An 11,532-nucleotide genomic window follows, 5' to 3' on the forward strand; every position below is an offset into this window, starting at 1 on the left:
ATTTACTGTACTCATGTCCGCGCAGATCGACGTCTCCGACGAGGTGCTCTCCGGCGAGGCGGTCGCGATCGACGTCCAGCCGGTGGGGTTCCTCCTCCGTGCGGCCGGGGCCGTCATCGACATGCTGCTGGGCTACGCCGTCTTCGTCGGGTCGATCTTCCTTCGCATCTGGCTTCTCGACATCGGCGTGCTCGACACCGCAACCGACCGCATCGCCCTCGTGGCCTCCCTCGTCATCAGCTTCGTGATCCTGCCGATCACGATGGAGGTGGCGCTGAAGGGACGCAGCCTCGGAAAGCTCGCCGTCGGCGGCAGGATCGTACGGATGGACGGCGGAGCGGCCGGGTTCCGCCACGCGTTCATCCGCGCCCTGCTCGGCGTCCTCGAGATCTATCTCACCTTCGGCGGCCTCGCCGTCCTGGTCGGGGCCTTCACGGCGCGTTCCCAGCGCCTCGGCGACCTGGTCGCCGGCACGTACAGCCAGCGGGTGCGCACCCCGCAGCTGGTCACGCTCGCGCCGACGCTGCCTCCGGCGCTGACGGCATGGGCGCAGGTCGCCGACGTGGCGCGGCTTCCTGATCGGCTCGCCCGCCGCATCTCCCAATTCCTCGTGAGCGCCCCGCGCATGCTCCCGGCTGCTCGGGAACGCGTGGCCCGCGACCTGCTCGCCGAGGCCGCACCCTTCATCTCCCCCGTACCGGCGGCGCCGCCCGAGCTCGTGCTGGTCGGCGTCACCGTCCTCCGGCGCGAGCGCGAACGCCGCGCGCTGGACAACGCGGATCGACGCGCGGAGCGACTGACGGGTCGCCGTCTGGGCGCCTGACCACCTCGCCGGTCGCGTCGGTCAGGCGCGCAGGGCCTCGTGGCGGACGACCAGCCATCCCGCAGGGACGGAGAGGCGGTCCGCATGCGGCGCACAGAGGTCGTGCGCCTGCGGATCGTTCGCCGCACCGAGCGGCCCGAGCGCGGCCATCTGATCGCCGTAGTCATACGTGAGGGTGGCCACGGCCTCGCGCGCGCAGCCGACCTTCGAGCACAGTCGTCCGTCCATCTCCGTCAGCGTACGGCGCCTCCCGGCGGCGGCGGGGCTGCCGCGCCGGGAGCCGCCACAGCGCCTAGACTTTTCGGCATGCCCCGTCGCCGTTCCGTCCCCGCCGCCGCCGCTCGCCGCGGTGCCAGGCACGGCCGGCACGGTCGTCTCGGACGCAGCGAAGTCGTGAAGCCGCCGCTTGCCCCGCTGGACGGCCGCATCGATCGCTTCGACCTCACCGTGGGCACAGCGGTCGAGTTCCTGCGCGGGACGTGGCCGGAACTCCAGGACGTCCGATTCGAGATCGGTGCGCTGCCGACGTACGACGCCGACGGCGAGGTGCCGCGTTGGCACCTCGACCGCGATCAGCGGAGGATCGTCCTCTTCCGGATCCCGATCGAGCGGCTGCTCCCGCCGGGACACGACGACGCCGCGCATCGACGGATGGCGATCGAGAGTGCCGTCTTCCGTGCGGCGGCGGAGTACGTCGGCCGGGAGCCGTGGGATCTCGGCCACGACCGCTGACCCCGCCCGTCAGGGGTAGACGGTGATCGACGCCTCGACCCCCGGCGACGGCGGGACCGGAAGCACGGCGAGGGCGCCGGGCGCCGTCATCGCGACGGCGGCGTGCACCTCTCCCTCCGGACGGAGCACGTAGGTCGTGTCCGCTGCGACGTCGAGGCCACGGGTCTCCCCCGCCGGGATGACGATCTCCTGCGGCGAGCCCCCGTCGATGGTCGAGAGGGAGACGGTGGTCTCCTCATCGGACGTGTTGGCCAGCTGCAGCCGCGGGGACGGACCGGACGGCACGGCGAAGGCGACCTCCGCGTCTATCTCCGGCGCGGGGGTGACCCACGCGAAATCGGAGTCCGCTCCGAAGCCGTCCTGCTGCCGCACCCCGGCGACGACGGGGGCATCGGCCTCGATCTCCACGGTGTAGGTCCCCGGCTCGAGACCGCTGAGCGAGACCTGCGCGGGCTCGTCGGCGGTGAGCGGCACCGTGAACGCGTCCAGACCGGCGCCACCGCCCTCGGCGGTCACATGGACCTCGGCGAGCGCGTCCGCTCCGGGCGCGAGCAGACGCAGCACCGTCATGTCGCCCTGGTCCCCTGCTGCCGCGAAGGCCTGCACACCGGGGAGCACGACGTGCTGCTGCGGGCCCGACACCGCTTCCTGCTGGTCGGCCCCGACCGGGTCGAGCACCTGCATCAGCGCCGACTGCAGAACGGCGCGGACGGGCGCTCCGACCGCACTCACCTTGACGACGGGGACGTCGTTGCCCGCAGCGATGGACGTCAGCGGCAGTGCCGTCTGCGTGCGCGGCGGGACGATGACCGTCCGTCCGCCGCGGGCCGTTCCGTAGACCGCGAGCGTCACGGTCGCGGGGACGTCGGCTGTGTTCGCGAGGAGGACGACGTCCTCGGCTCCGGTGCCCACGGACCCGCCGACGAGCCACGACTCGAGCCGAGGCACTCCGCAGGGAGAGGCGGCGAAGCCGGCGAGGTCCTCCGCGGCGAGAGTCGACGACTCGGCGCCGGCGATGAGCGGTGCTGACCGCCCCTCGACGGGTCCGGTGAGCACCGGCACCTCCTGCCCGTCCACGAGGTCAGGCACCGCGAGCCCCGTCTGCGACGGGACGCCGTTCGTGCCTCCCGCTGTGAGCTCGGGAGTCGCCGCCCGGCGCATCTCCGACGGCGCGGCCGTGTTGCGACCGAGCGCGCGGAAGTCGCCGGCGCACACCAGGACGCTGTCTCCGGGGAGCGGGGTCACCCGCTCCTGCGCCGGCTCGTGCGTGACGGTCGGCCAGGGGGCGTGCACGGCGGTCGCGACGCCCAGCACACAGGCGGCGGCGACCATGACGCCGGTGACGACCCGTGCGCTGGTCGCAGCGACGCGGAACGCGCGAGTGCCCGTCATCGGTGGTCCTCCTCGGAGCTGGTGCTTCCCTGGTGGTCGGCGGACGAGACATCCGGCCGGTCCTCCTCGCCGTCCGCCGTCGGGCGGGGGTCTGCACCGTCGTCAGCGGGTTCGGCGTCGGCGATCGGGGCGAGTGCCTCGTCGGCGAGCGCGGGTTCGTCCTGCGGGTCCTCGACGGTACCGACCGGCGGCACGACGGCCGCGTCCGGCACCGAGTCCTCCGCGTGGCGTGGCAGGACCAGAGGTTCCTCCGGCGCCCTGCCGACGATCCTCGACTGCGCTCTGGCGGCCCGACGCGACGCGCGCGTCGGGATGGACAGGAGCAGCGCGGCGAGCACGACGAGGAGCTGCAGCGTCACGACGACCCTGGCGGTCCCCTCCTGCGTCGCGCTCAGCGCTGCCGGCTCCGCCGGCTCGCCCTCGAGGCGCCAGAGGACCCCGCGGTCCGTCGAACCGGCCTGCACGAGGCCCGCCCGCTGGTCGATCGCGGCGACGGAGGCCGTGCGCAGGGTGCGTGCGCGATCCCCTTCGCCCGGTACCTCGGCGAGGAGGACGTAGCTGATCCCCTGCGCGAGGAGCTGCGCCGGCGCGTCGAAGTCGCGGGCGGAGATGAGATCGACGGCGAGGACGGCGAGGTCCGTCCCCTGCGGTTCGACCGCCGTGGAGAGCATCGTCGTCTGCGCTCCCAGGGTCTCGCTCGCGCCGCGCACCACCTCGACGGCGAGACCGCCGTCGTTCTGCGGCGTGAGGATGAGAGTGGAGATCGGACGGTCCCCGGCCGCCTGCGCACGCACGTAGGCGGGCAGCGTGGATTCGGGGCCGTTGGTCAGCGCGGAACGGTCGCCGTGGAACGCGGTGAGGGCGGGGACCGCGCACACCACCAGCGCGAGGGCGGCCAGTCCCGTGGCGGCCACGCGCAGTCGGGGAAGCGTGAGCGCCGTGTCCAGCGTGATCGTCGCCGCGCCGACGACGCCGATCCAGGCGAGGCTCAGACCGGTGCCCGGCCAGAGCGGGACCGCGGTCGCTCCTGCGGAGGCGACGCTGACACCGACGGCGAGGAACGCCGTGGCGAGTCCGCTGAGCGCGACGACCAGCATGGTGATCCCCGCACGCCACCGGGGCGAGACGGCGGATCCCAGTGCGAGCAGCGCGAGCGGCGCGCACAGCAGCGCCGCCCAGGTGCCGGGAAGGACGGTCGCCCACCCTGCCAGATCGCTCGTGGGGAAGCCACCGGCGATCGCCAGGCGACCGGCGGCGTCGGCGGCCGCCTGCGGCCCGAGCCACGTCCGTCCGGGATCGGCGAGCAGACCGAGGGCCGTGCCGTGGGCGAACTGCCAGAAGATCAGAGGAGCGAACAGCGCCGCGGTCGGCAGCGGGAGCCAGAGCAGGCGGCCGGCCCCGCGGAACTGCGCAGTTCCCAGCACGATCCCCAGAGCCACGACCCACAGCACCGCGAGCGCCGGAGCGAGGACCGGCGCGCAGGCGACAACCGCCGCCAGGAGCAGGGACGCGCTTCCGGCCGCGCCCCAGGAACGGTGGGCGACCACCGCCGAGTGGAACAGCCACGGGAGCAGCAGGTGGACGAGCACGGCGGAAGGCCGACCGTCCACGAGTGCGGTGAGGAACGTCGGCGCGAGCGCCCACGCGATGCCGGCGAAGATGCGCAGGCCGGCTCGGTCGGTGACGCGGGTCGCGGCGAACCATCCCCCGAGGACGGCGAGCGGCAGTGCGAGGATCCACAGCAGCACCATCGCGAAGGACGGCGCCCCGGGCCACAGCGATCCCAGCACCGCGACGATCGCGGCGAACGGGTCCGCAGGGCCGACGAGGTCGATGCCGAGCCCGCGCATCCCCCACGCCGCGTCCTGCCACAGCGCGGCGACGGTCTCGCGCAGGGGCAGGAGGCCCCCGCCCCCCAGCGCCGGCCAGGCGAGGAGGCTGGTGAAGGAGGCGATGCTCACGACGAGCGCGGCCAGCACCGCCCAGGCCCCACCCCCGGAGAAGAAGCGGAGCTCGCTGACGGCACCGTGTTCGCTGCCATGACCGTCGTCGAGCCGGCGCCGCAGCTGCGCGGGGGTGACCCGCAACGGGGCGATGCTCGCCCAGGTGGAGGATCGGAACGAGCGGATACGGGCGCGCGATCGCGCCACGGCGCCGAAGCGGATCATCGCGAGGAGAGCCGCGCCCCACTCCGGGAACACCGCCTCGGGCCGCTTGCCGATGAGATGGGTGAGGGAACGCCACAGCGCGAGCGGCAGGAAGGTCAGCCAGTGCAGCGGCACGGCGGCCGCGGGCGCATAGGCGAGGCGCCGATGGAGCTGGGCGAGACGGGTGACGAATGCCCTCCGGGCTCGTCCTGCCGGTAGCGCCGCCGGACCATCCGGGGCCGCGGAGACCCTCGCAGCCGGGGCGAGGACCACACGCCCGCCTCCGAGCCGCGCGCGGACGCCGAGGTCGAGGCCCTCGTCGGCACCGCCGAGGGCGGGGTCCGGCCGCAGCGCGTCGCGCACCTCGCCGCGGATGAGCAGGCCGCGGATGTCCGCCCCGAGGGCGTCGTCCATCCGGTCGTGCTGTCCCTGGTCCAGCTCCCCGGCGGCCAGCTCGACCGAGCGGCCGAAGGTGGTCATGCTCACGCCGAGGGAGACGATCTCGCGCTCGTTGTCGGTGGCCACGAGCTTCGGAGCGACGATCGCCGCGGACGGGGAACGCTCCAACATGCCCGTGAGCCGTTCCAGCGCCCGCGGGTGCGGCGCGGTGTCCTGCGCGAGGATCCAGATCGCCGATCCGTCGAGGACGCGTGGACGCGCCAGCTCGAGGGCCTCGGCGAACGAGGTCGACGACCGCGCCTCGATGATGCCCTCGACGGTGGCGGCGACGGCGTCGCTCTCCCGTGCTGTGGTGGCGTCGCCGCAGATGATCAGCGTGACGGCCGCGGGCGGGAGCGTCTGGGAACGGACGGCGTCGAGCGTGCGGAGGAGCTGGGCGCGGGCGGAGGGGCCGGGGCGCGCGACGATGAGGGCATGAACTCGGGCTGGCATGACGTGGTCAGCCTATGCGGGGCGTCAGTCCAGGAAGCGCACCGCTCCCGGCGCGCCCACGAAGCCGCGCCGTGGAGGCGTCAGCTGGCGCGCCGCTTGAGCTTGCGCCGCTCGCGCTCGGAGAGCCCGCCCCAGATGCCGAAGCGCTCATCGTTGGCCAGCGCGTATTCGAGGCACTCGCCACGCACGTCGCACGCCGTGCAGATGCGCTTGGCATCCCGCGTGGAGCCGCCCTTCTCCGGGAAGAAGGCCTCGGGGTCGGTCTGGGAGCAGAGCGCGTCGCTCTGCCAGGCAAGGGCGTTGTCGTCGTCCGGGTCGGACCGGCGGACCCCGGGAACACCGAGGTTGACCGGATCGACGAACCAGTTCTCCGGCACATCGGAACGGTAACCCGTCATCTCGACCTCCAACCCTTCAGAAACCGCCCCCCTGGCGGGCCGTGCTCACCTAATTACACCCGTGTCATTCGCTCGGGTCAAGTCGCGGATCGTAAACCCTCAAGCGTTTCTTGAAGGTTCATGAGCTTCCACCGGCGTGTCGCGCGCCTGCGCTCGACCCCTCAGCGGCCGGGGGTCGCGACGAAGACCTCGCCCGCCCCGGACAGCGTGAGGGAGCGCTCGTCGGCGTCGGCGAACGCCACCGTGCCGATCGGGACGGAGACTTCCGCTCCCGACTCCGCCGTCACCCGGACGGAGCCGGCTGTCGCCAGCACCATGGTCGGGCCGGACACGTCCAGGGTGACCGCCGTGTCGTCGATCCTGACCCGTCGGAGGGCGAAGTCGGGCACGGGCACCGGGTACGTCGTCACGGCTTCGTCGCCCGCGGGCCGCAGGACCGGGACCTCGCCGGGCGTGGTGTCCAGCACGGCGAGCAGTTCGGGCACATCGATGCGCTTGGGGGTCAGACCGCCCCGGAGCACGTTGTCGCTCGCGGCCATGATCTCGACACCGAGGCCGGAGAGATAGGCGTGCAGCAGCCCCGCCCGAAGGAAGACGCCCTCGCCGCGGCGCAGCACGAGGTGGTTCATGAGCAGGGCGACGACGACCCCGGGATCACCCGGCGAGCTCTCGGCGATCGCGGCCACCGCACGCAGGGCCGGGAACTCCTCCCCTGCGGCGCCGGCGGCGGCGACGGCGCCGATGATCTCCGCGACCTCCTCCTGCGCTCCTCCACCGAGCAGCCACCCGATCGCGTCGCCGAGCGGATCGCCCTCACCCGAGAGCCGTTCCCGCAGGGACCGCACCCCCGGACCGTCCTCGAGGGCCTCGAGCAGGCGCAGCGTGTCGGCGATCGGACGCAGGCCGCTGAGCGACTCGAAGCGGTCGCTCAGGGCGACGATGAGCTCCGGCTTGTGGTTGGCGTCGCGGTAGTTCCGCCGCGGGTCGTCCAGCGGCAGCGCGCTCTCCCTGGCCCAGCCGTCCTGGGCCTGTTCCCTGGTCGGGTGCACCTGGATCGACAACGGCCGCGCGGCGGCGAGGAGCTTGAGCAGGTACGGCAGCGTGCCGCCCGTCACCGTGTCCAACGTCCCCCCGTCCGGGAGGTCGGCGGGATCTCCCGGGTGGTCGCCGAACCAGACCTCGGCCTCCGGCGCACCCGTCGGGGTGCGGCCTTCGAGCTCGGCGAGGAGGGACGGCGATCCCCAGGCATAGTCGCGGGGCACGTTGGTGAGGCTGCGCAGCATGCCCCCAGCGTAGAGCCCGGTGCGACGGACAGGTCGGATCCGGGCACGTCGCGGTAGCCTGAGTCGCGATGGCCCAGTACACCAAGCACCCGGTGGCAGCCCTGCCCACCGCGCCCGAGCGCGAGTCCACGGGGCACCTCCTGCTGCGCGGATACGTCATCGCCGTCCTCTTCGTGGCGTTCGCGCACTCGGCGGTGTACAACCTGCTCGGCGAGATCGGCGCCGCGATCGTGCTCGCGCTCTTCAGCGCGGCCACCCTCGCGATCGGCGTCCCGATGCTCGCGAGGAACCGCCCGCAACCCTTCCGCTGGCGCCGGCTCCCCTGGGCGGCCGTCGGCTACACCGCGCTCGCCCTCCTCTCCGTCGCCTGGTCCCAGTGGCGGGTTCCCACCGTCGCCACGGGCATGCTCCTGGCCGCCGTCACGGTGAACGGCCTGTTCATCGCGCACGTGCTCACCTGGCACGAGATCGTGCGCGCCCTGTCGTCCGCCTTCAAGTGGATCCTCGGGCTCTCCCTCGCACTCGAGCTGTGGGTGTCGTTGGTCCTGCACGGCCCTCTCCTGCCGAACTTCGCGGACATCCCCGCCGGGAAGATCGATCCCCAGTGGTACTGGGTCCGCGACAACCTGTTCGACGGGGGACGCATCCAGGGCATCCTCGGCAACGCGAATCTGCTCGGCATCGTCTCGCTGTTCGCGCTGATCACGTTCGGCGTGCTGTTCGCGGCGAGGGCCCGCTGGCGGACGACACTCGCGCTGTGGATGATCCTCGCGGCGTACTTCCTCTTCCGCACCGCGTCCGCGACCGCGCTCGCGTGCGCCGGTGCAGCCGCCGTGGTCCTCGTCGTCGCCCTGCTGATGCGCCGTGCAGCGTCGCCGACCGCCCGCACCCGGATCTACGTCGTCGCGATCGGGTCCACCGCCGTCCTCGCCCTCGCCGTGTGGCTGCTGCGCGAGCCCCTCCTCGGTCTCCTCGGCCGCAGCGCCGATCTCACCGGCCGCTCGAACAAGATCTGGGCGGCGGTCCTGGAACGCGTCGGGGAGCACCCGGTCATCGGCAACGGCTTCTCCAGCCCGTGGGTCCCCACGGACCCTGCCTTCGACGGCTGGATCGTCGACCACGGGATCACCGTGTTCCACGCCCACAACATGTGGCTGGACGTGCTGCTGCAGCTCGGCGTCCTCGGACTCCTGCTGATGGCCGTGGCGTACGGCAGCCTGCTGTGGCGCTCCTGGTTCTTCGCCGTCGATCGCCCGCGGTGGGACCTCGATGCCCACCGCCCCTACTCCCCGCTGACGCTGCTGCCGAGCCTGTTCACCGTCGTCCTCCTGGTGCAGGGCCTCACCGAGTCCACGCCGATCATGCTGTGGGGCTGGCTGCTCCTGGTGCTGCTGTCGTTCAAGCTCAAGTCGGTGCCGCTGGTGGGCGTCGGCGAGCGCGACCTCGTGTTCGAGCGCGGCACGGCGACGCGGCGGGTGCCGTGACGGTGCATCCGCTCGCCCGCCTCCTCGGCTCGGCCGAGATGGCCAGGGCCTTCACGCTCGCGGCACTGACCGCCGTGTTCGGCTCGTTCGCCATCGGACGGATGACGTCGCCGGTCACCCTCGCCACCGTCATCACCGCCCTGTGCCTCCTGGGAGCCGCGATCCTCTGGGTGCGCAGGGAGGAGCTGTCCCCGCTGCGCATCGCGCCCTCCTCCCTGCTGGCGTTCCTCGCGTGGGCGCTCGTGAGCCTGGTGTGGACGACCGACCGCTCCGACACCGTGCTGGGCTGGCTGTCGCTCTTCGGGTACGCCTTCCTGGCCATCACCATCGGGCACATCCGCGACACGCTCCAGACCGTCCGCGCACTCGGCGACACCCTGCGCGTGCTCCTCGGCGTCTCCCTCGGCGTGGAGATCCTCTCGGGGGTGCTCCTCGACCTCCCGTTCGCGTTCCTGGACATCCAGGGCAACCTCGCCGCCGGCGGTCCGGTCCAGGGGCTGTTCGGCAGCCGCAACATGCTCGGCTTCATCGCGGTGCTCGCCCTGATCACATTCGTCATCGAGTGGCGCACCCAGTCCGTCGACCCCCCGCTCGCCGTGGTCTCCGTCGCCCTGGCCGGCGGCCTGGCGTTCCTGTCGTCCTCACCGACGGTGCTCGTCCTGGCGGTCGCCGTGGGGATCGTGACCGTCGCGCTCACCATCGTCCGCCACACCGCTCCGGCGCGTCGGAACCTGGTGCAATGGGCGCTGGGGGTCCTGGTCGCTCTCGCCCTCACCGTCGCGTTCGCCCTGCGTCACCAGATCATCGCGCTGCTCGACGCCGGCTCCGACTTCTCCATGCGGGCCGAGCTGTGGAACATGATCCTCGACTTCGTCGCCGTGAAGCCCATCACCGGGTGGGGGTGGTTCGGCGACTGGGCTCGAGGCGAGTACCCCTTCACGTTCATCAACTTCCAGCTCGACGACCGGCACCAGAGCGCGCTGAACGCCTTCTTCGACGTGCTGCTGCAGCTCGGCGCGGCGGGGCTGGTGCTGTTCCTGCTGCTCGGCGGGATCGCGTTGATCCGGTCCTGGCTGGTCGCGAGCGTCCGCCGCTCGGTCGTCTACGCCTGGACCCCGATCACGCTCGTGACCCTCGCGGTGGACTCGATGTTCGAGAGCTTCACCCTCGTCGGAGCCGGGTGGTTCATGCTCGCCCTGTGCGCCCTGCGCGCCGGTCAGTCCCGGTCGTGGCGCGAGAACATCGACGCGGCGCACACGGGGACCATTCCCACCCTGCGCCCACAGGAGTGAGCTCGGCGGGCGGTCAGCGGACGGTGGGGAGCTTCTCCGCCCAGGCGAGCGCGTCGCGCACGCCGTCGTCGACGGAGCGCTCCGCACGCCACCCCAGCACCTCGCGCGCCCGATCCACGATCGCGAAGGCCCCGGCCTGGTCGCCGGGCCGACGATCGGTCTCGACCACAGGCAGCGGTGCCCCGGTCACGCGCTCGAACGCCTGCACGAGTTCCCGGACCGTGACACCGTCTCCGGTGCCGAGGTTGATCACCTGGTACGGCTGCTCCGGCGTCGCGACGTCGTCGAAACGGGTCACCGCCGCGACGTGTGCGAGCGCGAGATCCCAGACGTGGATGTAGTCCCGCAGGCCCGACCCGTCACGGGTGGCCCAGTCCGTGCCGGTGATCGTGAAAGGCTCACCGGCCGCACGCGCCTGCATGATCTTCCCGAGCGCGTGCGACGGCGTGGGGTTCTGCAGTCCGGTCCGGAGCTTCGGGTCGGCACCGATCGGGTTGAAGTAGCGGAGCGCGATGGCCCGGAAGTCCCCGGCGGCGGCGGCATCGGAGAGGATCTGCTCGACCATGGCCTTCGTGGTCGCATAGGGGCTCGAGGGAGCGAGACGCCCGCTCTCGTCGACCCCGTCGCCCGTCTCCCCCGCGTAGATCGAGGCGGAGGAGCTGAACACGATGCGCGGGATGCCCGCATCGCGGAGGCGCCGGAGGAGCGTGATCGTCTTGCCGACGTTGCTGTCGTAGTAGCCGAGCGGATCGGCCACGGACTCCGGCACGACGATGCGCGCGGCGCAGTGCACGACCGCGTCGATGTCGGGGTGCTCGCTCAGCAGCCGGTCGAGGACGGCGGCGTCGGCGATGTCGCCGACGTAGAGGTGGCGTCCCTCCCCGAAGGCCGCCAGCCCGGTGGACAGATCGTCGAGCACCACGACCTCGATCCCGGCCTCGATGCACGCCGTCGCCACGGTCGATCCGATGTAGCCGGCCCCGCCGGTGATCAGTACCTTCATCGCGGCCAGTCTAGCCAGACGCGCCGAGCGCAGGGGGTCGGCTCTCCGCAGATCCGCAGGCGACCACCGGTAGGCTACTCACTGCTC

10 protein-coding genes are annotated in these 11,532 nt (G+C 72.5%); 4 read left to right on the forward strand and 6 right to left on the reverse strand.

The window, feature by feature from the left end:
• Positions 1-13 precede the first annotated feature (13 nt).
• On the forward strand, positions 14-823 hold the full coding sequence (locus AB1285_RS09240) for an RDD family protein (protein WP_187663722.1): 810 nt from the start codon (positions 14-16) through the stop codon (positions 821-823).
• Between the two features lie 21 nt (positions 824-844).
• Here AB1285_RS09240 and AB1285_RS09245 read toward each other — a convergent pair whose 3' ends face one another.
• A complete protein-coding gene (locus AB1285_RS09245; protein WP_025103036.1) occupies positions 845-1,051 on the reverse strand; it encodes a DUF3499 family protein in 207 nt (68 codons plus the stop codon).
• 78 nt (positions 1,052-1,129) lie between these two features.
• Between AB1285_RS09245 and AB1285_RS09250 the strand changes: the two genes are divergently transcribed.
• Positions 1,130-1,555 carry a hypothetical protein gene (locus AB1285_RS09250; RefSeq protein WP_259953229.1) on the forward strand — a complete coding sequence of 142 codons (426 nt, stop codon included), beginning with the start codon at positions 1,130-1,132 and terminating at the stop codon, positions 1,553-1,555.
• Between the two features lie 9 nt (positions 1,556-1,564).
• On the opposite strand, the gene AB1285_RS09255 is transcribed toward AB1285_RS09250, so the two are convergent.
• From AB1285_RS09255 to manA, 4 genes are all read right to left on the reverse strand, one after another.
• On the reverse strand, positions 1,565-2,947 hold the full coding sequence (locus tag AB1285_RS09255; RefSeq protein ID WP_370428733.1) for a DUF5719 family protein: 1,383 nt from the start codon (positions 2,945-2,947) through the stop codon (positions 1,565-1,567).
• Positions 2,944-5,985, reverse strand: coding sequence for a glycosyltransferase (locus AB1285_RS09260; RefSeq protein ID WP_370428732.1), 3,042 nt, complete (start codon positions 5,983-5,985; stop codon positions 2,944-2,946). The genes AB1285_RS09255 and AB1285_RS09260 overlap by 4 nt, the downstream gene beginning before the upstream one ends.
• Before the next feature lie 80 nt (positions 5,986-6,065).
• Positions 6,066-6,383: a WhiB family transcriptional regulator gene (locus tag AB1285_RS09265; RefSeq protein WP_149084934.1), complete on the reverse strand. Its 318-nt coding sequence runs from the start codon at positions 6,381-6,383 to the stop codon at positions 6,066-6,068.
• A gap of 161 nt (positions 6,384-6,544) precedes the next feature.
• Positions 6,545-7,666 (reverse strand): mannose-6-phosphate isomerase, class I, encoded by a 1,122-nt coding sequence (manA, locus tag AB1285_RS09270; protein WP_370428731.1) that lies wholly within the window; start codon positions 7,664-7,666, stop codon positions 6,545-6,547.
• Positions 7,667-7,734: 68 nt separating this feature from the next.
• On the opposite strand from manA, the gene AB1285_RS09275 reads away from it, so the two are divergent.
• Together AB1285_RS09275 and AB1285_RS09280 are read left to right on the forward strand one after the other, a co-directional pair.
• Entirely contained in the window at positions 7,735-9,150 is a 1,416-nt protein-coding gene (locus AB1285_RS09275; protein ID WP_370428730.1) for an O-antigen ligase family protein, read from the forward strand.
• On the forward strand, positions 9,147-10,442 hold the full coding sequence (locus AB1285_RS09280) for an O-antigen ligase family protein (protein WP_259953211.1): 1,296 nt from the start codon (positions 9,147-9,149) through the stop codon (positions 10,440-10,442). The genes AB1285_RS09275 and AB1285_RS09280 overlap by 4 nt, the downstream gene beginning before the upstream one ends.
• Positions 10,443-10,455: 13 nt before the next feature.
• Here the strand turns inward: AB1285_RS09280 and galE are convergent, their stop codons facing one another.
• On the reverse strand, positions 10,456-11,445 hold the full coding sequence (gene galE / locus AB1285_RS09285; RefSeq protein WP_187663717.1) for a UDP-glucose 4-epimerase GalE: 990 nt from the start codon (positions 11,443-11,445) through the stop codon (positions 10,456-10,458).
• Between the last annotated feature and the right edge of the window lie 87 nt (positions 11,446-11,532).

Source organism: Microbacterium sp. NRRL B-14842, from assembly GCF_050470785.1.

Bases quoted from the DNA above. Each gene is read 5' to 3' on its own strand.
- AB1285_RS09240 (WP_187663722.1), top strand. From the start codon at position 14: ATGTCCGCGCAGATCGACGTCTCCGACGAGGTGCTCTCCGGCGAGGCG.
- AB1285_RS09245 (WP_025103036.1), bottom strand. From the start codon at position 1,051: ATGGACGGACGACTGTGCTCGAAGGTCGGCTGCGCGCGCGAGGCCGTG.
- AB1285_RS09250 (WP_259953229.1), top strand. From the start codon at position 1,130: ATGCCCCGTCGCCGTTCCGTCCCCGCCGCCGCCGCTCGCCGCGGTGCC.
- AB1285_RS09255 (WP_370428733.1), bottom strand. From the start codon at position 2,947: ATGACGGGCACTCGCGCGTTCCGCGTCGCTGCGACCAGCGCACGGGTC.
- AB1285_RS09260 (WP_370428732.1), bottom strand. From the start codon at position 5,985: ATGCCAGCCCGAGTTCATGCCCTCATCGTCGCGCGCCCCGGCCCCTCC.
- AB1285_RS09265 (WP_149084934.1), bottom strand. From the start codon at position 6,383: ATGACGGGTTACCGTTCCGATGTGCCGGAGAACTGGTTCGTCGATCCG.
- manA (WP_370428731.1), bottom strand. From the start codon at position 7,666: ATGCTGCGCAGCCTCACCAACGTGCCCCGCGACTATGCCTGGGGATCG.
- AB1285_RS09275 (WP_370428730.1), top strand. From the start codon at position 7,735: ATGGCCCAGTACACCAAGCACCCGGTGGCAGCCCTGCCCACCGCGCCC.
- galE (WP_187663717.1), bottom strand. From the start codon at position 11,445: ATGAAGGTACTGATCACCGGCGGGGCCGGCTACATCGGATCGACCGTG.